Consider the following 26,105-nt stretch of genomic DNA (forward strand, 5'->3'; position numbering starts at 1 on the left):
TGGCTATAATCGCGAAACGATGACCCACTGTTATTTTCAGTTTAAGCAACACGTTATATTAAAATTTATTAAAATGAGTAATTAACGCCTAAATTCAAACTATCCCAGCTTCCTGATTTTTGATATTTATCGAAATCAGGTAGCACTTGATAATCAACAAAAACACTAAATTGGTTATATATTTGATAATTAAGACCCACGCCATAACTAAAACCATCTGTGTTTTCAGAATACTGATGAGGATAAGTTACACTTGTGTTTCCACTTAAATCAGTATGGAACTCTAAAGTGGTTATTTCAGTTTTTGTTTTAGTATATCCGGCTAGTGCATAAACATTAAACGCTTCAGTTATAGAATATGATGCCTTTGCGAGTATGTGCCCTTGGTAATCTAAATCTTGTTTGTATTTTTTATCTTCAAATCCAGGTTCGAGTAAGTTAAATGAATAGCCTGATGTACCTTTATGAAGTCTAGTCTCAATAGAAAATATGTCGTTAATCTTATATCCAGCAATTGCACCTGCTGATTTAAATTCTCTACTTTGATATATCGAAATTGTTTGAGAATTATATAACGCGCCTATGTACCAACCATTTCTTTCTTCAGCGAGTGCGGTTGAAGCATAAGTTGATGCCAAAATGCACATAGTAAAAGATAATGCTTTTTTCATGTTAAGTCCTTTTAGTTTTACTCGATAATATTACCGAATAATTGATTAAATTTAACGTCCTGTTAACAATTTAGATGTCATTGTCTAGAATAAGCGTTGAAGGAGCAAAAGCCAACAGTTATCTGTTCTTGTAAACGACTTGTTAGATTTTTTCTTTCAACTTTTTAATAGCGCTATAAAGAACAATATCTTTTTCTGATCTCAGATGTTCAGGCATACGATCAATAATAACTTGTGGAGTAATTCCATAGCCTACAAATTCCCTCCCGTCTGGGTATGTATCTCTTTTAGTACAAATTCTGAAAGATCCGCCCCCGGGTAAATCAAAGAAAATTGGCTGTCCCGTACTGCCATATGTGTTTTCACCAAGGGTAGTAAAGTGTTTTAGCTTATCAGCATAGATTAAAAAATCCTCTGCTGCTGAGGCTGTATTCCTCCCAATCAACACGTAGGTAGGTACAATATGACTATTTTCTTTCGCTTTGAGCGATTCCATAGCTCCTGACTCCCACGCATTATCTTGGGCATAAATTTTATATTTTCCACTATAGTTTCCCCATGCTTTAAACGCAGCAATATGTTTTCTGTTTTTCCAAATCGAGCCCTCTAACCCTTTATTAGTAAAGTGGGATAATATTTCAGCTGCAATACTTGAATTACCGCCACCATTAAACCTTAGATCAATAATTAGTCCCCTAGATTGTTTAATTTCATCATAAACATCATTGAAGTCTTGCAGGATTTTTTTATCATGAAACCCATTAAGAGCGATGTAGGCTATCTTATGATCCAACCACTTAAACTCAAATAACTCTCCATTGGATTTGGGTAGTTTTAACGACACTTTATCTATTTTTTGATGTCGTGAATTTCTAGTAAGAGTTAAGTCTTTGAGCTCCCCTAAAGGAGTTTTTATTGTAAAATTAACTTTGCTATCAGGTGCTCCACCTAATAAATTTCTTACACCGTCGTTCCACAAAATATGCTCGGTTGAGCTAGCAATATAAGGCATAACATTAGCTTTTAAATGAGTTTCTAATTTGACACCTTCAACAGAAATAATGGTAGAGCCTAAGGGAATTTCAGCTTGAAGTTCCCTTTTTACTTTAGTAACTACAGCTTGCTGATTAGCCTCGGTTAAACTTAAGGCTGGCCAATCTACATAGTTAGAAGAAAGTCCTTTTGGTAGGTAAATATTAGTATGTCCATCGTGCAATAAAGCATTGAACTTCATAAGCTCACGATAATACTCATAAGTTGTTTCAGTAGCTAAAACTTTAGGAATATATTCTCTATATGCGCTATCAAAATCTAAGTCCGGTACTTGATCAAAATACGCAAAGTTGTAACTCGCTTCTTTCCAAAATAATGACAAACCATATAATTTATCTTCGTTTGATAAATTATATGGTGGATTTACAACCTCTTTGGCAGAAACAGAAATAGATACAATTAACAAAGATGCTAATAATGCCTTTTTAATCATTTAAACTATCCTTAGTAGTTTGAAACGCTGATGTAATCACGAACAATCCAACGCCCATTTAAGGGGTTGATAATTGTTTGCTAAAATGGTGAAGCGGAACCGAACAAAATATTAGCAGTATTGCTTTAAATTTTTGTTAGCTGCATGCAGACACCCAACTCAATTTATGAAATAACCAACAGGTAGCCATTGGCCACTATTTTTACTTAGGGTTAAAGTTTCTGTAGACGATTTTTTGTTTTGAAACTCTGTTTTAAATTGAATAACCAGGTATTTACCATCTGGAACACCAGGGAGTGTTGAATATTTTTTAGCACTTAACTCTGCTCGTGAAGTAACTTTACCTAATGGAATACGAATCCCCTTGAGGATACTCTCCCATTTATTTTGTGATAGTTGTGACTTAAAAAATGAGCCTGCTTTTTGCCAACTTTCACCATATTGCCCTGCATCTATAATGTTAAGCCATTCTTGAGCAGCACTTGAACCTGACATTGGGTTCGCCCAAGCAACAGATGAGATGCATAGAGATAAAATTAGTATTAGTTTTTTCATGATAATTCCTTTTATACTTGAGTTGATTGTAATTGCTGAACATTAAAGTACAACAAAGGCCACGTTAAGGGAAAATTTATAGATGACTAAAATGTTGAACGGAGTGAAACAGGCAACTGTAAACAGCTTGTATGGATAATACATCCATCTTTTTTATTCTTTTCAAACCAGTTTAGGTAAAGTGAGGCCCAAGCTTTAGCAGCAACTAAAGCCTTTTTGTACGGCAGTTCGATTGAGCAAAGGCTCCTCTATTGAGAGACCGATAACAAGATGGAACGCCGTATAAAACTCCAAGCACTAAACTCGGATAGTCAACTGGGCCTCGAGCCCGAATAGCAAGGCAGAGTCAGCTTATTATGAATACACAAATTAATCAAAATGAAATTAACGTCGGTGTCGATACCGGTAAAACTCAACTCGACATTTACATACGTCCCTTAGGTATCTATTTCACCGTGACTAATGATGAAGATGGCATCAAAACAGCCATGACTGAAATAAAAAAGCACAAGGTAACTCGTGTTGTTATTGAAGCAACAGGACGATTAGAGCAAGCCTTTATCATGGCCTGTGCAAAAGCTAAAATCCCCTTTGTTATTGCCAACCCTGTCAATATTAAACGATTTGCTGGAGCGATAAATCAAAAGGCCAAAACAGACAAACTTGATGCACAATTAATTGCCCATTATGCGGAGGCTATCAAGCCTACGTTGTCGCAACTAAAACCAGAGCAGATAAGGCTGATGAGCGACTTATTATCTCGTCGACGACAACTCATGGACATGCAAACGATGGAGAAGAATCGTCTGCAAATAATGCCAAAGGAAATTACGTCATCCATTAAACCAGTGCTAACGGTGCTGAAAAATCAGTTAGAGAAAATTGATAATAAAATACATAAACTAATTGAAAGTTGTGACGAATATAAAATCAAAAATGACATAATACAGAGCGCACCTGGTGTCGGAAAAGTAGTTGCATTTAACTTAATTAGTGAGATGCCAGAGCTTGGTTACATCAACAATAAAGAAGCAGCATCCTTAGTTGGAGTCGCTCCGTTTAACCGAGAAAGTGGATCGTATAAAGGCAAGCGAATGATACGTGGTGGCCGTTCACAAATTAGAACCGCAATGTATATGGCTATGATGTCAGCGATTCAATGTAATCCAACATTTAAAACACTATATCAACGATTAGTTGCGGTAGGTAAACCCAAGAAAGTAGCGATAATAGCGTGCATTAGGAAGCTCGTTATCACGCTAAATTCTATGGTGAGAGATGGTGTTTATTGGGATCCGAAAATGAATTAACTCTTAGGGTTTGACACCATAGTCACTTGTTATACTACTAAAACGGGGTGAAATTTACATTGTAAAAAAACGCATTACCATTTTTTTCAAATGATGAATAATTTGTTTCTGCAAAATGACGAAGTGAATATTCCATGTTTACACCAACTGTGCTCTTTTCTGGGTGTATGCAGTTATAACCAATATTTTCCAATAACATAACGGCTGTATTTCCACCCTGAATTTTTGCTTTCATATCTTTTGAAATGGAGTGATATTTGATACAAATAGCACCGTTGTGTGATGATATATCTGCTGTGTTTTTTTGAATTTCAAACCTTCCAATATTCGGTTCCGAGGCTCGATAGTTAATAATATATTCAAGAAACTCTTCATTTGAAGAAAATTCAGGTAATTGATGAATAGATATGTTTGCAACAAGTGATTCATTTTTATTAGTGGCGTGACTCACAAGTGACATCTGATAACCTGATGCTGCCATAACGATCCAATCTCCATTTTGGGGAGGTAATGACTCGACTCCGTAGATACTAATTTCACTATGAGGATTCACAATTGGTGCGACAGTTACGCACGAAGTAGTAAAAAACCCGAATACCATTACTATTATTATTATTTTAAACACTGAACTTTCCTTGTAGCATAACGCCCTAACAATGACTTTTGACAACCGAATAAAAACCATTAAACCAATTACTTGGATAATAAGTAGCCAGCGTTACGGCCTTATTTGTAGCGCATGTCTAGCATCTTTACTTACACATTTATTGCTTAAGTAATATCACTAAAACGTCACTATTTGCCACTAAGCGGTCTAAATCATTTGAACAATTACCTCCATTTTCATGTCCACTATCTTCAAGGATAGCTGACATTAGTAGTATTTTTCTATCTCGCTAACGCCCCCTGATCGCCATAGAAAGATTATTTTTAAATTAGCTAAAGGTTACCTATTTCAATTAAAAACAGGAGCTTCAGTATATTTTAAGATATTGATAATTAATAACTTTATATAAAATAAAAACCAGAGACATAAGTCAACTCACTGAATTATGGAAGATCTTAACTAGTACAAAACGACTCTATCTTGACTTTCGTTAGCTTTTTCTGAAGCTACCATCATTGTACTTCTACTATTATCAACGTGGCTGCTCCACCTCCATTGTGGTAGCTCTTATTCCAATCATAGCAAGCAAAACCAAGTTGACTTACTCTTCGTGTTGATGAATATTTTCCATCATTTTAGTGCTTACTTCAGTTGATAGATCGTTTTCTGATGGTCTTGTTATTGTTGTTTTAGCTCTTCCTATTGTTACGCCTTACTCTGGAGGAAATGAGGTGCTTAAGACATCTTTGCTTCGCTGTTAGATTTAAAATCTATCGACTCGAAACGGTTCCAGATTGACAAATTGAGAACTACTCGTCATCAAGCTCACCACCAGTTCTGCACTGACCGCTGCCTGAGTAAGTCCTAGATGTTGATTGCCAAAGGCAAAAAGCAGGCGGTCATAGTGTGGATGTTTGTCAATTATTGGCAACGAATCAGGTAGAGTAGATCGATAACCTGCCCATTCACTCACCACTAAAGCCGGATCATTAAGCCTTGATAACAGCTGACGACTATGATGTCGTAGGGAATCAAAGCGCCGTTTAACAGGTTTACGTTGTAAACCGCCGAGTTCGGTCATACCAACGACTCGTAACCCTGAATCGAGTGGGCACATAACAAAGCGACGCTCAGCAGACCCTATGGGATGATTAAGTTTAATATCTTTTGCATCTATAGTGAGATGATATCCACGCTCAGCTTCCAACGGTACTTCTAATCCTACCAGCTGTAACAACTTTTTGCTCCAAGCGCCAGTACAGATGATGGCGTAATCAAATTCAATTGTCGCCATTTTCGTTTGAATAAGAACTTTATTGGTATTAGGCACAATGCCATCAACTGCTTTCTGAATAAAAGTACCGCCATTAGCCTCAAAAGCTGAAAATAAAATGTTTGTTAACTCATAAGGTTCTTTTACCCGATAGGCTTGGGGAAAGTACAATGCATGATTGATATTTTCAGCGATCTCCGGCTCAAGTTGCTTTAGTCGCTTGCCTTGTACTAGTTCTGTTTTAATTCCCCATTGGCCCATATGAGCTGCATGTGCCTTAGCATCTTCTAGCTTATCTTCGGATTCCCATACCAGCAAATAACCCGACTGTACTAGTTGATCAGTAGCACCTATATTCGCCAAACAACGCTTCCATGCGGGGATCGCCGCTTGATTAAGTTGCTGTAATGCCGTACGTCCATAAGAAACCGTTTTTGGATGCGCTGCGACAATAAAGCGACTTAACCAGGGCATGATTCTATGAATATAGCCAAATGGTATTGATAATGGTCCATGCGGGTTAATCCACATAGAGAGTGCTGAATAAAGAGTTTTTGAGGTTGATAAGGGATCAATCAATTCAGTTGCTAAATACCCTGCATTACCAAATGATGCGCCTAATCCTGGCTCATCCCTGTCGATTAGAGTTACTTGAAAGCCATTTCGTTGTGCTTCAAGGGCGGTACAAAGTCCTACTACCCCAGCGCCAACAACCGCGACAGTTTGCGAGCATGGAGCCATTTTATTGTTAGAGTCTACTAACACCATTCAAAATCTCCTCCCTTTTTTGCGCATAACGTAGCCGTTAGCTCGCATAACAAATTTACCTTAATCACAAACACCTTAAACCACTCGCTTAGCGTTGATTACACTGTTCAAATGCGAGTATTGCTGCTGCTAAATCTTCACGGGAATCGCCGACAGATTTAAATAAGGTAATGCTATTATCAGGATTGGCTAAATCGGCTCTACCTCGATGCTCTCCGCTGCACAGTTGAGTAAATTCTGCGATAATTTTCTCTTGAGTAATCGCCCCATCTCGAATTGGGATAATTAAATCACCCGTTTCAGATAATGCGCCTGCACGAGTATCAACAAACACCGAACACAGTTGCATAGCCGCATTATCTGTTTCTCTCATTGTTGGAGTGAAGCTACCCACTAAGTCGAGGTGTGCTCCTGGTTTTAGCCACTTACCTAAAATTAATGGACTGGTTGCCATAGTAGCGCAGCTAATAATGTCTGCCTGCTGGGCTGCTGCTTGCAGGTTATCTGGTTTACACACTTCAGCATTTATACCACTTTCTTTGAGCTCAGTTACTAATGTCTGTGCTTTTTCCTCCTTACGATCCCACACTTGTACGATTTTAATAGGTCGCACGCTCATGTGGGCAGTGATTAAACGCCGCGCCATTCGCCCTGATCCTACCATGAGCATTACACGAGCATCTTCACGAGATAAATAAGCTGAGGCCAGTGCTGAAGCTGCAGCAGTCCGTCGCGCCGTCAGTTCATTTCCATCGAGTTGCATCAATGGTTGACCTGTTTTGCCACAACTCAACATGTAATGGCTACTAAGAGCAGGTATATTACTGACGTTATTACTGGGGAAAACATTAACTTGCTTTATTCCAAGGTATTCCCCTTCTAGCCATGCGGGCATTAAAAGCAAGGTTGCACTTAACTTATCTGGTACATTTATGCTGTGATGGTGGCGAACTGGCGAACATACTTCACGAACAAATATGTCTTTTAAAGCTTCAATTAGGGAATCCCAAGGTAAAGCAGCTTGAAGTTGGGTTGCATTGAGTTGCATAAGAGGTTCTCTTAATAAATAGTATTGGCATAATATTAACAGCAATAAAAATTGCTTCTATGACTCAGGCTATGAAGTTTTATACCCAAACTATTAATCTTTTCTAGCTTTAACTAGCTAAGCGATGCTCATACCAATAACTTAATCCCTTTGGTATAAACACCACTTGAATGTTCAAATTAGTTTAACTATAAAATGAATGATCCCGATCAGGCCTTTTAATTCAGTACTTTCTGAGCTTTGGTTGCACAGTCGACTCACTTATTGATAATATGATATGAATGTAATGAAATAAGCGCCTGTGGCTCAAACTATTTGCGCCAGACTGTTAAATTTTCCCTAATCTCTGATATGAATAGAGACTGCCATGATAAATAGCCGAGCTCGTCGTAACTTGATAGCCCAAGATAGCGGTGAGCATAGACATGATTTTCCTCAGATTCTAATTGGTTGGCGTGGTGAAATTGAGTGTGAATTTAGTAAGGGTTCAGGCAGACTTAATAATGGTCTTGTCGGCATAGTGCCCAATGCCGCTGAGCACTTGTTCAGAGGGTTAAATAATAACAGTGAATTATTAGTCATTGATGTAGTACTGGAAGATCCCTATATCCAAGCTATGGAGCAAGCCTGCAACCTTTCTTTCAGTGAAACCTTATTTAAACAACCTCACTTTGTTTCCTTAGCACCTGAAATGCTACCACTATTAGAATATTCAGCAAATCAATTATTATTAGACAAAAAAACTGCTACGCCCCAGCTAAATTGCCAGTTAGTCTCACTATTCATGACTCAGTTATCTCAAATGTACTCACCTGAGATAAAAAGCTCTGCTATCAACCAGAGAATAGAAGCAACTCGGCTAAATGATATTATAGACCAGCGGTTAGCTAGACCCCCGAACAACACTGAGTTAGCCAATCTTTTACATTTAAGTGAAAGTCATTTTTACTGTATTTGTCAGCAACAATTTGGGGTGTCTCCTCAAAAATATGTAATGAGACGACGAATGCAGCGAGCCAAATTTTTGCTACTTAATAGCAAGATTCCTTTATCAGCATTAGCTTCTGAACTGGGTTTTTCCGATGTATCGAGCTTTTCCCGCGCTTATAAAAAGTATTACCAGCAGCCTCCAGGCCAAACACGGACATTATTTCAGCTGGGTTTGAATGCTAATCACGCTTCAATTAGGAAATAGAGCAGCTATTAATGAGTAAAGTTCATGATGCTGTTCAATCTTTGGGGATTTTACCAAACTTATTTTATGACTAGAAATTATGAATTGAAGATTGGGAGTTATTTCATTATATGGACATAACTAATTGATACTAAATTAGTCGAGTTGACATTGGGTTATGTGTAATCTATAAAGAAAATTTATATGCATCAGTTATGTAACTGGCTGAGGAATTTTTATTTTTGTAATTGCCTATTCCTTCTTTTCCTGAAGAGTGTCACCACTGATTAAATTTGAATAGTGTTATATCAAACGAGTGACTTAACTGTTAGATACCTAGAAGAACTTTGCTTCCAATAATAAATGGATGTGAAGGCTGCTTTAGTACCAGGTGCCACTAAAACGGGGGAACTTCATATTCCCTGCTTAATGGCTTGTTATAAGCAACCTACTGATAGTCTGATAGACTCAAATTTTCTTTTTTACAAACATTAATTATTGCATCACGCTTCGCTAATTTACGAAGGTATCTTGATAAATTACTAAATCCTAAAGGTGGTTTCTTAAATTCATCTGCCCAAACAGCTAACATGAATAAAAAATAATCACAGACACTAATAGAGTTGCCAACGAGAAAGTCTTTATTTTCAAGTTCGCGGTCTAGAAGATTAAACATTTCTGTTATTCGGACCTCTTGTGCTTCAATAATATTATCAACAGTTTTAACATTTGTGGTATGTTTTTGAGGGTAAAAACATACCATCAATTCTGCTTGAACCGTATTTGTTAAATACATCAGCCATTGGAAAAACAATGCTCTATTTTTCTCACCTACTTTAGGTATTAAATTTGAAGAAGGGTGATTTTCTGCTAGATGGATACAGATCGCTGGGCTTTCAAAAATAGCCAGACCATCATCAACTAAAGTTGGAATTCTTCCTGCTGGATTCAGAGCTAAATAATTAGGCGACTTTTGAGCATTGCTTTTTCTATCTACAATGATTAATTCAAAATCTACATTTAGTTCTTCCAGAATAAAGTGAGGAGCCATACTGGCATTTAAAGGATAATAATATAATTGGTACAACGAACTCTCCATTTGATGTTGCTTATAACGCCAAGGTTAAGAGGCTTTTAATTAGTTTGCTTAAATTGTGTAGCGATAACAGTAAAAGGTTCTGCTTTAACTGCTTGTTATATTGCACTATTAACTAACATCGAAGCAATACTCTCAGTGCCACCAAATGATTTATTTAACCATTTACTATGATTGAATAAATGAGCACCTGACTTTGAAACTAAATGAACACCTTGAACAATAACCGCATGAAATCCAAAACGATCTATTTCCAATTGAGACTTTGTTAAATCAGGAACTTCATCGCAAACAAAAACAATATATGCGCCAACTTCCTTAAACAACCACATAGCTGAAGTTTGTTGCCTAATAGATTTACGAGCGTTTGCAATTTGAGTTTTAATATCTAAGTTTGAGTCAAAATTTTTAACAGCTAAAACGTATCTAGCTAAACCATCCTTTTTGAATAGACTTAAACTCAAATTATCACTCCTAGGAAGTATTTGAGAATAGATTTCTGGATAAAAGGAATTTTCAATATTATTGATGATATTCACCGAACCTCCTTGCGCGATATAACGCCGCAATAAGCGGAAATTATAGTTGGCTAAATGTTTGAGTAACGAGTGCTAGCCAACTGTTTAGCAACCATTTGAGTAACTTGTTATATTTTTTTATGCACATCTTTATATGCAAGCATATCAACTAAGCGCTCTTCTCTTTCTGGTGTAAAGCCACAGGAATGTATCCACTCTTTGGGGTTTTCATAAGTACCAAAAAGCATATCCCACCAAACAATATCGCCATAGTTATTTTTATGGCGTCCAGATTGGTGGTGTATTCGATGCATTTCTGGACGTTGAAAGATATAACCAACCCAGCGAGGTGTTTTGACATTGGTATGATAAAAGAACTCACCAATCGCAGTACAAAAAGTGTAAATTGCTGCAGCTTCTAATGAAAGCCCAAGTAATGTATAAACTAATAAGCTACCTAGAAGTGAATTAACAATCATTTCACCAGGGTGCTTATAGAATGACGTAATAACTTCTAATCTTCTTGGACTATGGTGAATTTGGTGGAAGCCGATCCATAATGAATCAAACTCATGACGCCATCTATGCCACCAATAAAAAAGAAAAGTAGCAATAAAATAAGCTATAAACCCACCTAAAGTAGGAGAAATCAGTTCTGATAAGTTAAAAACTGACCAAGATGAAAGCCATAGTTCCCATGAAATCCCTGCCAATAATACAATCCCTATTTGAACTGCATTAATTAATAATACACGAATAGGCCATGTTTTAATATTTGGTAAAGGCCAACCGGGAATTATCCTTTCAAGGATAAAACAACCACAAAATATGATCATGATAGTTGGAAGCATCCATACTCTCCTAAAAATATAACGCCCTAATTACGGGCAAAAATTGTTGGCTAAAGTGTTGAGGGACGAAAACAGCCAACTGTTTTTTATCCTTATTAATTAGCTTGTTATAAAGCTGACTTGCACAAACCATATGCATAATCATCTATATATTGATTATTCATAAAGGTATTTTCTTTAAAGCAACCTTCACGGACAAAGTCCTGCTTTTCGAGTAACTTATATGAACCAGCATTATGAACGGAACAAAATGCGACTAACTTATTAAGTGTTAATTCGCTGAACGAATACTCTTTGAGGAGCTTTAATGCACTATTAGCAATGCCTCTTCCTTGGGCACTTTTCCTTATGATGAAGCCGACTTCAGCAATCTTTGCCTCATGGTTCACTATTTTAAGCGCAATACTACCAAGTTTTTCACCACTTTCTATTTCAGTTATGCATAGTGAAAGCCATTCTTCACTTTCAATACTCCAAGGTCGAGACCTAACTTCGAAAGCTGATTTTGCTTCTTCATAAGTAAAAGGCCTAGAAACGTGCCTCATAATATTTGGGCAAGTAGATATTTCTAAAAATAGCTCAAAATCTGATTTATCAAATGGTAATAACTTAATTCTTCCATCGGCCAGTTGCACGATACTTCCTTAGGCTTAATAAGAGGCAAAAAATAGTTGGTAAAATAAGCAACAAAGGAGCAAAAACCAACTGTTTTTTGTCCTGCTTTATTGCCTTGTTAGGCTTTTTGGGCAATAACCTTTTTTAATACAAAGAATATAATTAATAAGTACACAATTGTCACAACATGCTTAGCCACAACCTTAAGTGGTGCTTGAGCTTCATATGCAAGTAAACCATCGGTAATTGGCATAACAACTGCAAATAATGCGCCCCACATTAAAACAATATAATTTCGAGTATATAAAAGATAACCAAAAATTAAGGTAATGAAGATTGTACGCGATCCATATATTTTCACCCAATCAGCGTCCATACTCGAAAAAAGTTCAGTGCCTCTGATGGCAGAAAATATGGTTGGGTCAATGAAAGCAAAAGTACCATAGAAACCCTGTAACAAAACTATGAGTGCTACTAACACAAACCCTACTTTTTCTAATTTAGTACTTTTATTCGTCATAATATCCATATTCACCTGAATTATAGAAAAGCCTAACAGCTTATTATGTATACGTATTAGTAACACACGCACCATAAACAACATTTAATTTACATTAATATCCCATACTTTCAAAGCATTAGAAACTAGTAATGTTAAATCACATGTATATTAAAGCGTGTTACTAAAACGTATCAGTAACACACCTCGAAAAATCATACAGAACTCCAAGTAAAAGCATCTTTGCCATTCTGGCAGTCGACTAACTAAAGCCTAAAAATTACTATTTGAGTGTTTTTGATTTGCGCTAAATCCTGTTTTCTAGCTAAAGGCTCTGTTGAGGTTTTCTTGAGTTGTTCATGTTTGCAGGTTTACACCTAAATGAGACTAAAGCCTAATTTTGGGTGACTTTGAGCTTTAGCCTAAGACTATTATGCTTTTTCTATTTTCCATTGGTAATGACGAGTTACAACAGCTTTACCAGCGAGCGTGTAACCTTGCCAATCACTATTATCGGCAGCAAATCGAGCTTGCTCTAACACACTATCTTTCTTATCCATGAACTTGGCGCATAATCGTCCGAGTTCACGCCCTTTGTCTAGATCAAAAAACGCGGCTTAGTTGCCTAAGTCGCGTTTATCAAAATACTAATACATCTTAACTACAAGGTGATTAACCTATGTTAGTTAAACCACCCATGTAAGGTTGCAATACCGTTGGAACATTAATGCTTCCATCTGCTTGCTGGTAGTTTTCTAAAATAGCAACCAAGGTACGCCCTACCGCTAAACCAGAGCCATTAAGTGTGTGTAACAATTCTGGTTTGTTCGTTTCATTATTTCTAAAGCGTGCTTGCATACGGCGAGCTTGGAAAGCACCCATATTTGAACACGATGAAATTTCACGATAAGTATCTTGTGCAGGCAACCATACTTCTAAATCAAAGGTTTTGGCGGCACTAAAACCAACATCACCACTACATAATTGTACAGTACGGTAAGGTAATTCAAGTTTCTCAAGAATGATTTCAGCGTGACGAGTTAATTCATCAAGCGCAGTCATTGAGGTTTCAGGCTTAACAATTTGTACCATTTCAACTTTATCGAATTGATGTTGGCGAATAAGCCCACGAATATCACGACCACCAGAGCCAGCTTCACTTCTGAAACACGGTGTATGTGCTGTCATTTTGATTGGCAAGTCATCTTCATCGACAATTTCATCACGTACTAAGTTAGTTAACGGTACTTCTGATGTTGGGATCAATGAGAATTTTTTATTTGATAAGTCCGTGTGAAATAAGTCTTCACCAAATTTTGGTAATTGGCCTGTACCGTATAATGACGCTGCATTAACTAAGTATGGTACGTACATTTCTTGGTAACCATGTTCTTCGGTATGGGTATCAAGCATGAACTGAGCAATAGCACGATGTAATCGCGCTATTTTGCCACGCATAACGACAAAACGAGTGCCAGCTAGTTTAGCGCCACTTTCAAAGTCTAGGCCTTTATCTACTGAAAAACCTAAGTCTACGTGATCTTTTACTTCAAAATCGAATTCACGTGGCGTGCCCCAACGTTTTACTTCAACGTTGTCATCTTCATCTTTACCTTCTGGAACAGAGTCATCAAGAAGGTTAGGAATAGCACTAGCAATGGCATCAATTTTAGCTAAAACTTCGTCTTGCTCTGTTTTAGCAGCATCAAGGTCATTACCTAGCTGGCTTACATGAGCAAGTAATGGTGCAATGTCTTCGCCACGTGCTTTAGCTTGGCCAATAGACTTTGAACGAGTATTTCGTTCATTTTGCAGCTCTTGAGTTTTCACTTGGATAGCTTTACGTAGCTCTTCTAATGCACTTAACGCCTCTGTATCTAATACAAAGTTACGTTTGGTAAGTTGTTGAGCGATATTATCTAAATCAGTTCTAAGTAGTTTTGCATCAAGCATAATTGTTCACATTCTTGTTAATGAAGTTATTAAAATTATTTTACGTATATTCTACGCCGCGATTAAATAATCAGCGGTTATTTTGTTAAAGTGGTTACCATAAACATTCCCAATGCTGCAGCAGCAATACACAGTGAAACATTCAGTAAAATATTTATCGCCGCCTTTAACACGTCGCCTTGTTGTAATAGTAACAAGGAGTCTAATGAAAATGTAGAAAAGGTGGTAAATGCACCTAAAAATCCTATTCCTATTAAGGTTCTATGCACACTAACATTGAGGATTTCATGCTCTATTAGTTGATATAACAAACCCATAGTAAATGAGCCGATGATATTAACCATCAATGTGGCAAAAGGGAAACCTTTTCCGAGCCAATTTAGCACTAATTGCGAAATATAGAAGCGCAAACTTGCCCCACAAGCGCCACCAAGGGCTACAAAGGCGTATATTGTAAAGTTACTAATAGCGTTGGTCATGGCTATTCCTGTCAAGCTGGTTTAAGTAATCGAGCTTTTCTTTTAATTTTTTCTCTAAGCCACGTTCAGTTGGCTGATACAAACGAGTATGCGAACTATCACCTTTAGCTAACGCTTCTGGAAAATAGTTCTCACCTGCGGCAAACGCATTAACTTCATCATGGGCATAGCGATATTCACTACCATGACCAAGGTCTTTGGTAATACTGCTGGTGGCATTTTTTAAATGAAGTGGAACATCTAAATCACACGTTTGTTGAGCTAATATTTTTGCTTTATTAAACGCTTGATAAACCGCATTGCTTTTAGGTGCTAGTGCCATGTATACCGTTGCTTGCGCAATAGCACGTTCACCTTCGCTTGGACCAACTCTATGAAAAGTATCCCAAGCGTTAATGGCAAGTTGCATAGCGCGCGGATCTGCATTACCTATATCTTCACTGGCAATGGCAAGTAAACGTCTTGCGACATAAAGTGCATCGCCACCCGCGGTTAAAATTCTTGCATACCAATAAAGCGCGGCATCAGGGCTAGAGCCACGCACCGATTTATGAAAAGCACTAATTAAATCATAAAAGGCATCGCCGCCTTTATCGTAAAGGGCAATTTTGCTACCGGCAACTTGGGCGATTAGTTCAACGGTGACCGTTTTAATATCACCGCTTACACCCTGTTCACCGTGCTGATCATCTTGCTTGTTTTCATGTGTTGTAACGGAACTATCGAGACAGTTTTCTAATAAATTCAGCAACCGTCTCGCATCACCGTCACTGCGATTAAGTAGACTTTGTTTGGCATCAACACTTAACTTGATACTCAGCTGTTGTTCAGCTTCACATAATGAGATTGCGCGTTGTAATACTTGGGCTAAATCATCACGGGTTAATTTTTTCAGGGTATATAAACGTGCACGTGACAATAACGCTTGGTTTAACTCAAATGCCGGATTTTCGGTAGTTGCACCAATAAAAATAATGGTGCCATCTTCAATGTGCGGTAAAAACGCATCTTGCTGTGACTTATTAAAGCGATGTACTTCATCAACAAATAGCACGGTTCTACGTTTATTAGCGCCCTCGCCTTGTGCGCGTAATTTTGCTTTCTCAATAGCACTTCGAATTTCTTTAATACCTGAAGTTACAGCAGATACACGCTCTATTTCGGCATTAGCATGTTGTGCAATAATTTCAGCGAGTGTGGTTTTACCACTACCTGGCGGCCCCCAAAAGATAAGCGAATGACAATGACCTTGTTCAATGGATTGAGCTAAAGGAGAGTCTCCACCTAAAATATGTTGTTGCCCAACATAATCGGCTAACGTTTTCGGGCGCATTTTTGCAGCAAGCGGCATAAAGCTACTTGCGGCAGCGTTACCTTGCGTTGAAGTATTATCGGTAGAGGTTACCTCGTCATTGTCAGGAGTAAGGTCAAACAGTGAGTCTTGTTGTCCTTCACTATTCCCTTGATTATGACCTAGCCCTGAAGGTGACTTACCCGTTGGATTATCGTTTGTCTTCAAGTCTTACACCTTCAGGCAAGCTAAAGCTAAATAACGTGGCAGCAGGCTCAGTCTTACTGTTAAATTTACTTAAACTGATTTGACTGATTTGCCCTGTAGCATCTTGAAAAGAAAATTCACTTAACTGCACAGCATTGTTATCAGTTTCACTGAAAGTAAGCGTGAGCTTTTTAATCTGACTGCTTTCATCTTTTGGCATCACGACAAAACGTAAGCCACTTGCAGCAACGTCGTTCTGTTGGATAACATTATACTGCTGCCATAGTTGAGGTTCATCACTGGTTAGCAACAAAATAGGCGTATTGTGAATTGATTTAGCTAAACTATAAGCACTGGCTTGTTCAATGAACGGGTCATAAAACCACAAGGTATTGCCATCGCTGATAATTAAGGTTTCATCCGGTGTTATGTTTTTCCAATTGACCAGATTGGGCTTGCTAATCGCAAGTGTTCCCGAACCTTGTTGTAATAATTCACCTTGGCTATCAAGAATTTTTTGGCTGAAATCTGCACTAAAAAAAGCTAATTTACCTAGCTTAGTCATTAAGTGTTCTTTTGCTTCGTTTGATGGTGACAATAAAGTAGCTGTTGCATTATCAGTGTTCACCGGTGTTTCGACAGCATAAGCCATTGAGTGAGATAGACTCAGTACGGGCAGTAATATACTGGTCAAAGCGAATTTACGAAAAAATGACTGATTTATAAAATTGGTTTGCATAGTTTTACTTCTAATATTTACTTTTAAAAAATAAATTGTGTCAGCGTTTAGCTGACACAAGGAAAATAATAAGCGATAACGTTACCTTGAACTAATTCTAAGGATAAATTAAACGCTGTGAATAGGTTCAAAGTCTAACTTAAAAATCACGAACAGGTGGCGGCGCGAGTACTTCACGTGCGCCATTATTGCCCGGTGTAGATACGACACCTTGCAGTTCCATTTGTTCAACTATTCGCGCTGAGCGGTTATAACCTATTCTAAATTGTCTTTGCACACTCGAAATTGAAACACGGCGTTTTTCAGTAACAAAATTAACCGCTTCATCATAAAGTGCGTCAACTTCTTCAGCTTCACTACCTTCTGGTTGTTCACCAGGTAGTAAAATATCTTGGTCGTGTTCACCCGATAAAATTTCTTCTACGTAGTTAGGCTCGCCACGAGATTTCCAATCTTTTACGACCGCATGAACCTCATGATCATCAACAAACGCACCATGAACACGCGTTGGTACACCAGTACCCGGCGGTAAATAAAGCATATCACCCATACCGAGTAACTGCTCTGCCCCTTGTTGATCTAAAATGGTACGAGAGTTCAAACCTGATGATACCTGAAACGCCATACGCGTAGGTATGTTCGCTTTAATCAAGCCGGTAATAACATCTACAGAAGGACGCTGTGTCGCAAGAATTAAGTGAATTCCTGCAGCACGAGCCTTTTGCGCGATACGGGCAATAAGCTCTTCAACCTTTTTACCAACAATCATCATCATATCGGCAAATTCATCAACGATTACAACAATGCTTGGTAATTTCTCTAACATCGGTGGCGTTTGGTCCATACCATCATTAGGTTGCCAAGTTGGGTCAATTAATGGCTCACCGGCAGCAATAGCTTCAAGTACTTTCTTGTTGTAACCTTTTAAGTTACGTACACCTACCGCTGACATTACTTTGTAGCGACGCTCCATTTCACCAACACACCAGCGCAGGGCATTAGCAGCATCTTTCATATCCGTGACTACTTCAGCCAATAAATGTGGAATACCTTCATAAACCGAAAGCTCAAGCATTTTCGGGTCAATCATAATCATACGCACATCTTCAGGCGTTGATTTATATAACAAACTGACAATCATGGTGTTTACACCAACCGATTTACCAGAGCCGGTAGTACCAGCAACCAGTAAATGTGGCATTTTACCCAAATCGACCACTACAGGATCACCGGCAATATCTGTACCTAAAACCATAGCAAGTGGTGATGGAGACTCTTCAAAAGCTGCACAGCCAATAACTTCACTTAAGTAGACAATTTCACGGTGTTTATTGGGTAGTTCTAAACCAATCACTGATTTACCCGGGATAACTTCAACCACGCGCACACTGATAGCAGATAAAGCTCGGGCTAAATCTTTCGACAAACTGGTTATTTTATTTACCTTAATACCGGGTGCTAAATCTAATTCAAAGCGTGTAATAACAGGCCCAGGGTAAACAGCAACTACTTGTGCTTGTACACCAAAGTCGAGTAATTTTGCTTCAACTAAACGGCTAACCATGTCTAATTCATCTTGGTTAATCGGGTTTTTTGCTTTATCTGGACGATCGAGTAAATCGATAGACGGCATTTCTTGAGAAGGTTTTTCTTCAACAGGCACAAGATTAACCTGGCCATTTTTATTAGAAATACTTTGTTCAATGGGTGCTAACTGCGCCGGAATTGGAGATTGGAAATCATCAGCAACGTCAGGTTTATCAACTTCAGCAAAAGCAGCGGTAATTTCTTTTTCACTTACATGCTGTTGAACATTGCCAGCAGACAATTCAGTCATTAGCTCGGCAATATCAATAAAAGGTTCGCTTTTTTCAGTCATATTGCGCGGCGCTATCTGCTCGTTTTCAGCATTGAAAGGTTCAGGTAATTCAATTATCGCTGTTTGAGCATGCATACCAGAAGGTAAAGAATCGGTCGCTTCTTTTGCAGCTGGTGATTTTTTTGAATGAGACTCATCAGATGTTAAAGGTTCATCTTTAACATTCGCTTTGTTTTTGCCTGAACGATTCTTACCTAAGCGACTTTTAGCAATACCCAGTTCATCATCATCGCTGTTGTCACTGGTACCAAAGTGCATTTTAATCAATTTAGGTGAATTCGCTAACCAAAGTGCACTCTCAATGGTGTATCGACCAACACTATCTATAAATTTAAGCCATGAAAATCCGGTTAATAGTACAAAACCCGCGCAGGTAAAAAGTAAGAATAATAAGGTAGAGCCAACAAATGAGAAGTATGGCAATAAAGTTTTACTCAGCACATCACCTAAAATACCACCCGCAGAGAAGTAAAAAATATCATCAAAGTTCATGCTGGCTAAAGACGTTACACCAAGATAGAACATGAAAAAACCAATGAGCTTGAGCCCTAAGGTCAAATAGTCAAGTTTCATCAATTCATGAAAACGTTGAAACAACAGCCAACCTACAATGGCAATAACAAAAGGTAGGCTATAAGCAATAAGACCAAAAAGGTTTAACAATAAATCAGAAAGGTAAGCACCAACCGCGCCACCTAAGTTACGCACTTGTGTTTGATAACCTGTTTGCGCCCAACCTGGATCAGCGGGATCAAAACTAAATAAGGCCAACATCATAAACATGGCAAAAACAGTGAAAAACAATAACCCAGCTTCCAGTAGACGTTGCACGCCTGTAAGCTGTTTATTGGTCAATGCTTCAAGCGAAACATCGGAATTTTTTATAAGATCTGAAGACAATTATAAGTACCATAGGAAAATAATACGTAAAAATTACGTATAGCAGAGCTAAAGTATCAAATTAGCGCTTAGTTGGCAGCAACAAATTAGTATTACCGCATGTTATTTCAATCAACTAGGGAAATTTACCACGGCGAGAGTCATTTAAACCCAAGATAGTAATAATAAGTACCACAGAGAACGCAGAGTTCTATACAAAAACCACTTACTCTATTTAGCGTAAAGCACTGCTGTGGTGATTAAAGCTTGGATTATTTGGTGCTAACGTTTGATGGCAAGTAGATTGGTTGATTTAATTTCATCCATAACAACATACGTTCTACTCTCACTTACCGCTGGCAACCTTAATAAGGTATCACCGAGCAATTCTCGATAGGCAAGCATATCTTTAACTCGGGTTTTAAGTAAAAAATCAAAATCGCCCGAAACCAGATGACATTCTTGAATCACATCAAGTCCATCTACGGCTGCAGCAAAGTCATTAAAAACGTCTGGGCTGGTTTTAGTAAGCGTGATCTCAACAAACACTAATAAAGCAGCATCAAGTTTATGTGGGTTCAAAATAGCTTTATAACCACTAATGTACTTCTCTTTTTCTAAACGCTTAACTCTTTCTAAACAAGGGGTTGGACTTAACCCTACCCGTTTAGATAACTCAACATTAGATAAACGACCATTTTTTTGTAGTTCAACAAGAATGTTTTTATCAATGCGATCAATGGTTTTAACAAGGCTCATATATATAACTCTGACTAAAGTCTATTTTTTAGCATTATATATCGCATCCCGCAGAATAACGACAGGTTATTCTATTAGTTTACTCATATACTAGTCGTATCTAAAACAAAAGCACTTCAAAAAGTTCCACTATGAAGCTGCACTAAATACAATAAGTAAATATAAGAGAGAAAATTATGATTATCGGTGTACCTAAAGAAATTAAAAACCACGAGTACCGTATCGGCCTTACACCTGCAGGTGTTAAAGAATTATCAGTAAATGGTCACGAAGTGATTGTTGAACATAATGGTGGTGCATCTATTGGCTTTGATAATGAACAATATATCGCTGCCGGTGCAAAAATAATTGATAGCGCTGCGGAAATATTCGCAACAGCAGATATGATCATTAAAGTAAAAGAGCCACAGCCTGTTGAATGTAACATGCTTCGTCCAGGTCAAATCTTATTTACTTACTTACATTTAGCACCAGATCCTAAGCAAACTGAATTATTAGTTGCTTCTGGCGCAATCTGTATTGCTTATGAAACAGTTACAGCTGCTTCAGGTGGTTTACCTTTATTAGCACCTATGTCTGAAGTTGCAGGTCGTATGTCTATTCAAGCTGGTGCTCATGCACTAGAAAAAGCACAAGGCGGTTTAGGTGCTTTATTAGGCGGCGTTCCAGGTGTTGCTCCAGCTAAAGTATTAGTTATTGGTGGCGGTGTTGTTGGTACTCAAGCTGCACGTATGGCAGTAGGTATGGGCGCAGACGTTACTATTTTAGACCGTTCTTTACCGCGTTTACGTCAATTAGATACTGAATTCGATGGTCGTTTAAAAACTGTTTATTCTACTGCTGATGCAATGGACCAGTTAATTGTTGAAGCTGATTTAGTTATCGGTGCTGTATTAATTCCAGGTGCTGCTGCACCTAAATTAGTAACAAGAGCTCACATCAAAATGATGAAGCAAGGCGCTGTTGTTGTTGATGTTGCTATCGACCAAGGTGGTTGTTTTGAAACGTCAAAAGCTACTACGCATCAAGAACCAACTTATGTAGTTGACGGTGTTGTACATTACTGTGTTGCAAACATGCCAGGTGGTGTTGCACGTACTTCAACTATGGCGTTAACAAATGCAACAATGCCATTTGCTGTTACTATTGCAAACAAAGGTGCTAAGCAAGCATTGTTAGATGATGAGCATTTACTAGCCGGCTTAAACGTTGCTGCGGGTAAAATCACTTACAAGCCAGTTGCAGACGTACTAGGTTACGAATATGTTGAGCCAAGTGTTGCTTTAAACGCGTAAGGGTTTAATAAATATTGAGTACTGTAAAAGTAATTTTTATAGTATACCCGTAACTAATCAAGATGCTGGTTTCAGAGTACTTGAGCTATTTCAATTCAAGGCGCTGTGATGAAATAATGGTTTGTCCCTTATAAATCACAGCAACGATGAAGTGATGTTGCTCAAGCGCTTCTTCGATGGGTTTAAAATAACTTTATACTGCGTTAAATAATCAAAGCATAGAATGACTATGCTTAAATTATTTTCCTTGCCTAAAGTCATTTTAATTCCCACTGAAATCCTGCACTTTGAATGGTCACGGGTATAAATAGCGCACTTTTGCTTACACTTTAGCAAAAGTGCGTTTTTTTTTATGTATCTTATAACGAAGTAATTATTTACCCCCTTGTTTTAATTCCTTATCATCCCAACTAATAACGATAAGTAACAATTTCAAAGTAATCTATTTCTTGGAGAAATCATGAGCGACGTAAGACACTGTCCCCTACTAATTTTAGGCTCAGGCCCTGCTGGTTATACTGCTGCAGTTTATGCTGCCCGCGCCAACTTAAAACCAGTAATGATCACAGGTATGCAACAAGGTGGTCAATTAACCACTACAACTGATGTCGAAAACTGGCCAGGCGATGCAGATGACCTTACTGGTCCAGCATTAATGGAGCGTATGCAGAAACACGCTGAAAAATTTGATACTGAAATTATTTTCGATCATATCGAATCAGTAGATTTTTCTTCTAAGCCTTATAAATTAACTGGCAGCAGTGAATACACCTGTGATGCACTAATTATTTGTACCGGTGCTTCAGCACAATACCTTGGTTTACCTTCAGAAGAAGCCTTTATGGGACGTGGTGTTTCAGCTTGTGCTACTTGTGATGGTTTCTTTTACAAAAACCAAAAAGTTGCCGTTGTTGGTGGTGGTAATACTGCTGTTGAAGAAGCACTTTATTTATCAAACATTGCGAGTGAAGTTCATTTAATTCACCGTCGTGATACTTTCCGTAGTGAAAAGATTTTAACTGATCGCCTATATGAGAAAGTTGCTAACGGTAATATCGTTTTACACACTGATCGTACGTTAGACGAAGTTTTGGGCGATAACATGGGTGTTACTGGCCTACGTTTAAAAGAAATGGGTTCAGATGCCACTGAAGAACTTGAAGTATCAGGTGTATTTATTGCCATTGGTCATAAGCCAAATACTGATATATTTAAAGACCAACTTGATATGAAAGACGGTTACTTAACCATTCAAAGTGGCACGCAAGGTAACGCAACACAAACCAGTGTTGAAGGTGTTTTTGCCGCGGGTGATGTTGCTGACCATATTTATCGTCAAGCAATTACTTCTGCTGGTGCTGGTTGTATGGCTGCATTAGATTCAGAGCGTTACTTAGACGCCTTATAATTTTTTGCAGTAAAGCTTACAGTGAATATAAGTATTCATTGAGATTAGCTTCACTTTAAATACTATCGATAGGAATGTTAATGGGTCAAATTTTATATCAACTTGATGATAATAGTTTGACCTTTCCCTTGATAGAATGTGCCCTAACTGAACCCAATGGCTTATTAGCGCTTGGTGGTGATTTATCACCAGAGCGATTAATAGCGGCGTACAGTCAGGGTATTTTTCCATGGTACAGCGATAACGACCCCTTAATGTGGTGGTCACCCAACCCCAGAGCGATCATAGATATTGATCAACTACGTATAAATCGTACTTTACGTAAAGCCATCAACAAATCACCTTATCAAATCACGTTGAATCAAGATTTTAGCCAAGTAACTCAATTATGCGCCAATGCGCCGTTTCGAACAGATGGCACCTGGATTTTGCCTGAAATGGAAGCTGCTTACCTGACATTACATCAACAAGGTTATGCCCATTCTATAGAAGTATGGTATACCGATGAGCATGATAATAAAGCACTCGTTGGCGGTTTATATGGGGTCGCCGTTAATGGTTTCTTTTCTGGTGAGTCAATGTTTTATAAACAAAGCAATGCGTCAAAATTTGCACTTATTGCTTTAGGACAATTACTTAAGTCAGTTGATATTAACTTTATTGATTGTCAATTACTTAATCCTTTTCTCGAAGATATGGGCGCGAAAGAAACTAGTCGTGACATTTTTATTCACAAACAACAACATGCCTTAACTAAAACAATGCCAGATGATTTTTGGCAACCACGAACATTAACGGTTATTTAGATTTAGGTCTAATTCGGTAATATTAGTTATAATTAACATTAGGCGTTGTAGGCAATTGGCAAATTATCAATGAGTGATACTTCCTATAAATTAGGCATAACTAAAACATTTCCCTGTAATTATTTACCCGATCAACAAGAGCGATTACTGATTGCTGTTGATGAGCGCCTTCATAACAGTGAAAGTTATGGCTGGTTAATGACACAAGGTTTTCGTCGTAGTGGTGATCAAAGTTACCGACCAAGCTGCCCTAATTGCAATGCTTGTCAGTCTATTCGCGTATTAACTAGTGACTTTCTCCCCTCTAAAAGCCAAAAAAGATCGAAGAAACGTAATAGTCATTTTATTATTAAACAATCTTCACAGTTAAAAGATAGCTATTACCCTCTGTTTGAAAACTATATTAATACCTTACATCAAGATGGCAGTATGTACCCCGCCTCTTTTCAGCAGTTTGAAAGCTTTTTAAGCTGTAATTTGACCCAACAACTCTTCATAGAGACTTGGGCGCCTGCAAATGAGGAAAATGGCCCTAAGGAAGATAAACTCGTCTGCGTTGCTGTAACTGATGTTTTGAGCAACGGTTTATCTGCCGTTTATACTTTTTATCATCCTGACTATAAAGCGAATGGATTAGGGGTATTCTCAATTCTTACCCAACTTAGCTTATCCCAACAAATGTCTTTACCTTATTTGTATCTTGGTTATCAGATTGATGAATGTCAAAAGATGAATTATAAAGACCGATATTTCCCCTTTGAGCGCTTTATTGACGGTCAATGGCTTATAAATACCAAACCTAGTGTTAATAAAGCTAAAATTGCTAAATAAATAGCCACAAGCCTTTACATTAGCCAAGCAATTAGGCATCATTCGCGCAGCTTTTTTATCCGCCCAACAATATCCCTAATACAGAGATATTCAATGGCTAATTTGCACAACATTAGAGGTTTAGCGCCCCATGGCGAAAGAAGAAAATATTGAAATGCAAGGTACAGTTTTAGATACTTTACCTAACACTATGTTCCGAGTTGAACTTGAGAATGGTCACGTCGTAACTGCACATATTTCTGGTAAAATGCGTAAAAACTACATTCGTATTTTAACAGGCGATAAAGTAACTGTTGAATTGACGCCATACGACTTATCAAAAGGTCGCATTATTTTCCGCGCTAGATAAGCCAGTAACTGACTTAGACTTCCTTTTTAATTAATTGCTGAAGTCGGAATAATTAAAAAAACCAGCAACTCTTTTTAGAATGCTGGTTTTTTATTGTCTGGAATTTGACTTATAGCAATTCAAAACGCGTCCCTCACACCTTGTACCTACTTCGATACAAGGTTTGAAGAATATATCCAGCTACTTATAAGTAGCTATTAGGCTTTTATCAAACTGATCAGCACTGATAGTTAAGCCACTTTCTGCGATGAGGTCATTAAGTTGCTGTTGATGATTTTCAATCGTTGATAAAGTAATCGTATTATCATCAAGCTTATAGATTTGTAATTGGCTTTGATAATAAAAAGATAAGATGATCATTGCTGTCTCTTCACCATTTTTAGCCGCAAGTTTGATTTTTTTAAGTTTACGATACACTAAGTTTTGTATTTGTTTTACCTGCCAAACATAATAAATTTCAGTAAAGAACGCGCTGTTTTTAACTTTATATAAAATTGCACCATTAACGAATAGCGCCAGCACAACGCCTACTAGGTTAAATCTAAAATTATTGTCGGGCTCAGCTTGTACGGCGTCATTAGCCGTTTGTAGAAAATCATTAACATCTCCTACATTAGCAAACAAACTAATGAGCACAGTGCCAAAAAGCAGAGACAACACTAATAACGAGCTAATGAAAGCGACAATAACAATATTTAAATGTTTTCTATAACGTACTTTATCTATATCAATCAATTGCATGAGCTGACTAAAATCCTA

General features: G+C 37.8%; 26 protein-coding genes. 7 read left to right on the forward strand and 19 right to left on the reverse strand.

Annotated elements, in window-relative coordinates:
- Positions 1–68: 68 nt before the first annotated feature.
- The 3 genes from CPS_RS12210 to CPS_RS12220 all read right to left on the reverse strand — a co-directional run bounded on the left by CPS_RS12210 (position 69) and on the right by CPS_RS12220 (position 2,712).
- Complete coding sequence (locus CPS_RS12210) at positions 69–671, reverse strand: porin family protein (RefSeq protein WP_011043545.1); 603 nt, start codon at positions 669–671, stop codon at positions 69–71.
- A gap of 142 nt (positions 672–813) precedes the next feature.
- A complete protein-coding gene (locus CPS_RS12215; protein WP_011043546.1) occupies positions 814–2,157 on the reverse strand; it encodes a S41 family peptidase in 1,344 nt (447 codons plus the stop codon).
- 159 nt (positions 2,158–2,316) lie between these two features.
- A complete protein-coding gene (locus CPS_RS12220; protein ID WP_011043547.1) occupies positions 2,317–2,712 on the reverse strand; it encodes a DUF4019 domain-containing protein in 396 nt (131 codons plus the stop codon).
- Between the two features lie 356 nt (positions 2,713–3,068).
- On the opposite strand from CPS_RS12220, the gene CPS_RS12225 reads away from it, so the two are divergent.
- Positions 3,069–4,022 (forward strand): IS110-like element ISCps7 family transposase, encoded by a 954-nt coding sequence (locus tag CPS_RS12225; RefSeq protein WP_011043548.1) that lies wholly within the window; start codon positions 3,069–3,071, stop codon positions 4,020–4,022.
- Between the two features lie 37 nt (positions 4,023–4,059).
- Here the strand turns inward: CPS_RS12225 and CPS_RS12230 are convergent, their stop codons facing one another.
- The 3 genes from CPS_RS12230 to CPS_RS12240 form a co-directional block, all read right to left on the reverse strand.
- On the reverse strand, positions 4,060–4,647 hold the full coding sequence (locus tag CPS_RS12230) for a hypothetical protein (RefSeq protein ID WP_041736975.1): 588 nt from the start codon (positions 4,645–4,647) through the stop codon (positions 4,060–4,062).
- A 745-nt stretch (positions 4,648–5,392) separates the two neighbouring features.
- A complete protein-coding gene (locus tag CPS_RS12235; RefSeq protein WP_138140280.1) occupies positions 5,393–6,670 on the reverse strand; it encodes an NAD(P)/FAD-dependent oxidoreductase in 1,278 nt (425 codons plus the stop codon).
- A gap of 88 nt (positions 6,671–6,758) precedes the next feature.
- Positions 6,759–7,718, reverse strand: a complete 960-nt coding sequence (locus CPS_RS12240) for an ornithine cyclodeaminase family protein (protein WP_011043553.1) — start codon at positions 7,716–7,718, stop codon at positions 6,759–6,761.
- Between the two features lie 367 nt (positions 7,719–8,085).
- Here CPS_RS12240 and CPS_RS12245 point away from each other — a divergent pair, with 367 nt between their 5' ends.
- Positions 8,086–8,913 carry an AraC family transcriptional regulator gene (locus CPS_RS12245; RefSeq protein ID WP_011043554.1) on the forward strand — a complete coding sequence of 276 codons (828 nt, stop codon included), beginning with the start codon at positions 8,086–8,088 and terminating at the stop codon, positions 8,911–8,913.
- A gap of 427 nt (positions 8,914–9,340) precedes the next feature.
- Here CPS_RS12245 and CPS_RS12250 read toward each other — a convergent pair whose 3' ends face one another.
- The 12 genes from CPS_RS12250 to lrp form a co-directional block, all read right to left on the reverse strand.
- Positions 9,341–9,979, reverse strand: coding sequence for a glutathione S-transferase family protein (locus tag CPS_RS12250; RefSeq protein WP_041736977.1), 639 nt, complete (start codon positions 9,977–9,979; stop codon positions 9,341–9,343).
- A 107-nt stretch (positions 9,980–10,086) separates the two neighbouring features.
- Positions 10,087–10,527 (reverse strand): hypothetical protein, encoded by a 441-nt coding sequence (locus CPS_RS12255; protein WP_011043556.1) that lies wholly within the window; start codon positions 10,525–10,527, stop codon positions 10,087–10,089.
- A gap of 107 nt (positions 10,528–10,634) precedes the next feature.
- Complete coding sequence (locus CPS_RS12260) at positions 10,635–11,357, reverse strand: sterol desaturase family protein (RefSeq protein WP_011043557.1); 723 nt, start codon at positions 11,355–11,357, stop codon at positions 10,635–10,637.
- Between the two features lie 107 nt (positions 11,358–11,464).
- Positions 11,465–11,992 (reverse strand): GNAT family N-acetyltransferase, encoded by a 528-nt coding sequence (locus CPS_RS12265; RefSeq protein WP_011043558.1) that lies wholly within the window; start codon positions 11,990–11,992, stop codon positions 11,465–11,467.
- Between the two features lie 98 nt (positions 11,993–12,090).
- Complete coding sequence (locus tag CPS_RS12270) at positions 12,091–12,492, reverse strand: DUF4267 domain-containing protein (RefSeq protein WP_232769163.1); 402 nt, start codon at positions 12,490–12,492, stop codon at positions 12,091–12,093.
- A 410-nt stretch (positions 12,493–12,902) separates the two neighbouring features.
- Positions 12,903–13,031 (reverse strand): hypothetical protein, encoded by a 129-nt coding sequence (locus tag CPS_RS24270; RefSeq protein WP_011043560.1) that lies wholly within the window; start codon positions 13,029–13,031, stop codon positions 12,903–12,905.
- A 112-nt stretch (positions 13,032–13,143) separates the two neighbouring features.
- Positions 13,144–14,424: a serine--tRNA ligase gene (gene serS / locus CPS_RS12275; RefSeq protein ID WP_011043561.1), complete on the reverse strand. Its 1,281-nt coding sequence runs from the start codon at positions 14,422–14,424 to the stop codon at positions 13,144–13,146.
- A gap of 77 nt (positions 14,425–14,501) precedes the next feature.
- Positions 14,502–14,903: a fluoride efflux transporter CrcB gene (gene crcB, locus CPS_RS12280; RefSeq protein WP_011043562.1), complete on the reverse strand. Its 402-nt coding sequence runs from the start codon at positions 14,901–14,903 to the stop codon at positions 14,502–14,504.
- Positions 14,887–16,254 (reverse strand): replication-associated recombination protein A, encoded by a 1,368-nt coding sequence (locus CPS_RS12285; RefSeq protein WP_049758040.1) that lies wholly within the window; start codon positions 16,252–16,254, stop codon positions 14,887–14,889. Before CPS_RS12285 ends, crcB begins: the two co-directional genes overlap by 17 nt.
- A 151-nt stretch (positions 16,255–16,405) precedes the next feature.
- Positions 16,406–17,140: an outer membrane lipoprotein chaperone LolA gene (gene lolA / locus CPS_RS12290; protein WP_011043564.1), complete on the reverse strand. Its 735-nt coding sequence runs from the start codon at positions 17,138–17,140 to the stop codon at positions 16,406–16,408.
- Between the two features lie 139 nt (positions 17,141–17,279).
- Positions 17,280–19,919, reverse strand: coding sequence for a DNA translocase FtsK (locus CPS_RS12295; RefSeq protein WP_011043565.1), 2,640 nt, complete (start codon positions 19,917–19,919; stop codon positions 17,280–17,282).
- A 261-nt stretch (positions 19,920–20,180) separates the two neighbouring features.
- On the reverse strand, positions 20,181–20,657 hold the full coding sequence (gene lrp, locus CPS_RS12300; protein WP_011043566.1) for a leucine-responsive transcriptional regulator Lrp: 477 nt from the start codon (positions 20,655–20,657) through the stop codon (positions 20,181–20,183).
- A 176-nt stretch (positions 20,658–20,833) separates the two neighbouring features.
- On the opposite strand from lrp, the gene ald reads away from it, so the two are divergent.
- From ald to infA, 5 genes are all read left to right on the forward strand, one after another.
- Positions 20,834–21,952, forward strand: a complete 1,119-nt coding sequence (gene ald / locus CPS_RS12305) for an alanine dehydrogenase (RefSeq protein WP_011043567.1) — start codon at positions 20,834–20,836, stop codon at positions 21,950–21,952.
- 460 nt (positions 21,953–22,412) lie between these two features.
- The gene (gene trxB / locus CPS_RS12310) at positions 22,413–23,360 is read left to right on the forward strand and encodes a thioredoxin-disulfide reductase (protein WP_011043568.1); all 948 of its coding nucleotides are present in this window, start codon (positions 22,413–22,415) and stop codon (positions 23,358–23,360) included.
- Between the two features lie 89 nt (positions 23,361–23,449).
- Positions 23,450–24,166 carry a leucyl/phenylalanyl-tRNA--protein transferase gene (gene aat, locus CPS_RS12315; protein WP_187148312.1) on the forward strand — a complete coding sequence of 239 codons (717 nt, stop codon included), beginning with the start codon at positions 23,450–23,452 and terminating at the stop codon, positions 24,164–24,166.
- A 69-nt stretch (positions 24,167–24,235) separates the two neighbouring features.
- Positions 24,236–24,997 (forward strand): arginyltransferase, encoded by a 762-nt coding sequence (locus tag CPS_RS12320; RefSeq protein WP_011043570.1) that lies wholly within the window; start codon positions 24,236–24,238, stop codon positions 24,995–24,997.
- A gap of 130 nt (positions 24,998–25,127) precedes the next feature.
- Positions 25,128–25,346 (forward strand): translation initiation factor IF-1, encoded by a 219-nt coding sequence (gene infA / locus CPS_RS12325; RefSeq protein ID WP_011043571.1) that lies wholly within the window; start codon positions 25,128–25,130, stop codon positions 25,344–25,346.
- Positions 25,347–25,526: 180 nt separating this feature from the next.
- Here the strand turns inward: infA and CPS_RS12330 are convergent, their stop codons facing one another.
- On the reverse strand, positions 25,527–26,087 hold the full coding sequence (locus CPS_RS12330) for a DUF3087 family protein (protein WP_011043572.1): 561 nt from the start codon (positions 26,085–26,087) through the stop codon (positions 25,527–25,529).
- Positions 26,088–26,105: the final 18 nt, after the last annotated feature.

The sequence above is a fragment of the Colwellia psychrerythraea 34H genome, assembly GCF_000012325.1.
Classification (GTDB): Bacteria; Pseudomonadota; Gammaproteobacteria; order Enterobacterales; family Alteromonadaceae; genus Colwellia; species Colwellia psychrerythraea_A.

Excerpts from the sequence above, each read along its gene's own strand:
- infA (WP_011043571.1), top strand. The coding sequence starts at position 25,128 with ATGGCGAAAGAAGAAAATATTGAAATGCAAGGTACAGTTTTAGATACT.
- CPS_RS12215 (WP_011043546.1), bottom strand. The coding sequence starts at position 2,157 with ATGATTAAAAAGGCATTATTAGCATCTTTGTTAATTGTATCTATTTCT.
- CPS_RS12270 (WP_232769163.1), bottom strand. The coding sequence starts at position 12,492 with ATGACGAATAAAAGTACTAAATTAGAAAAAGTAGGGTTTGTGTTAGTA.
- crcB (WP_011043562.1), bottom strand. The coding sequence starts at position 14,903 with ATGACCAACGCTATTAGTAACTTTACAATATACGCCTTTGTAGCCCTT.
- CPS_RS12220 (WP_011043547.1), bottom strand. The coding sequence starts at position 2,712 with ATGAAAAAACTAATACTAATTTTATCTCTATGCATCTCATCTGTTGCT.
- CPS_RS12285 (WP_049758040.1), bottom strand. The coding sequence starts at position 16,254 with ATGCCGCTTGCTGCAAAAATGCGCCCGAAAACGTTAGCCGATTATGTT.
- CPS_RS12235 (WP_138140280.1), bottom strand. The coding sequence starts at position 6,670 with ATGGTGTTAGTAGACTCTAACAATAAAATGGCTCCATGCTCGCAAACT.
- CPS_RS12240 (WP_011043553.1), bottom strand. The coding sequence starts at position 7,718 with ATGCAACTCAATGCAACCCAACTTCAAGCTGCTTTACCTTGGGATTCC.
- trxB (WP_011043568.1), top strand. The coding sequence starts at position 22,413 with ATGAGCGACGTAAGACACTGTCCCCTACTAATTTTAGGCTCAGGCCCT.
- CPS_RS12260 (WP_011043557.1), bottom strand. The coding sequence starts at position 11,357 with ATGCTTCCAACTATCATGATCATATTTTGTGGTTGTTTTATCCTTGAA.
- serS (WP_011043561.1), bottom strand. The coding sequence starts at position 14,424 with ATGCTTGATGCAAAACTACTTAGAACTGATTTAGATAATATCGCTCAA.
- CPS_RS12225 (WP_011043548.1), top strand. The coding sequence starts at position 3,069 with ATGAATACACAAATTAATCAAAATGAAATTAACGTCGGTGTCGATACC.
- lrp (WP_011043566.1), bottom strand. The coding sequence starts at position 20,657 with ATGAGCCTTGTTAAAACCATTGATCGCATTGATAAAAACATTCTTGTT.
- CPS_RS24270 (WP_011043560.1), bottom strand. The coding sequence starts at position 13,031 with ATGGATAAGAAAGATAGTGTGTTAGAGCAAGCTCGATTTGCTGCCGAT.
- lolA (WP_011043564.1), bottom strand. The coding sequence starts at position 17,140 with ATGCAAACCAATTTTATAAATCAGTCATTTTTTCGTAAATTCGCTTTG.
- CPS_RS12320 (WP_011043570.1), top strand. The coding sequence starts at position 24,236 with ATGAGTGATACTTCCTATAAATTAGGCATAACTAAAACATTTCCCTGT.
- CPS_RS12210 (WP_011043545.1), bottom strand. The coding sequence starts at position 671 with ATGAAAAAAGCATTATCTTTTACTATGTGCATTTTGGCATCAACTTAT.
- CPS_RS12245 (WP_011043554.1), top strand. The coding sequence starts at position 8,086 with ATGATAAATAGCCGAGCTCGTCGTAACTTGATAGCCCAAGATAGCGGT.
- CPS_RS12330 (WP_011043572.1), bottom strand. The coding sequence starts at position 26,087 with ATGCAATTGATTGATATAGATAAAGTACGTTATAGAAAACATTTAAAT.
- ald (WP_011043567.1), top strand. The coding sequence starts at position 20,834 with ATGATTATCGGTGTACCTAAAGAAATTAAAAACCACGAGTACCGTATC.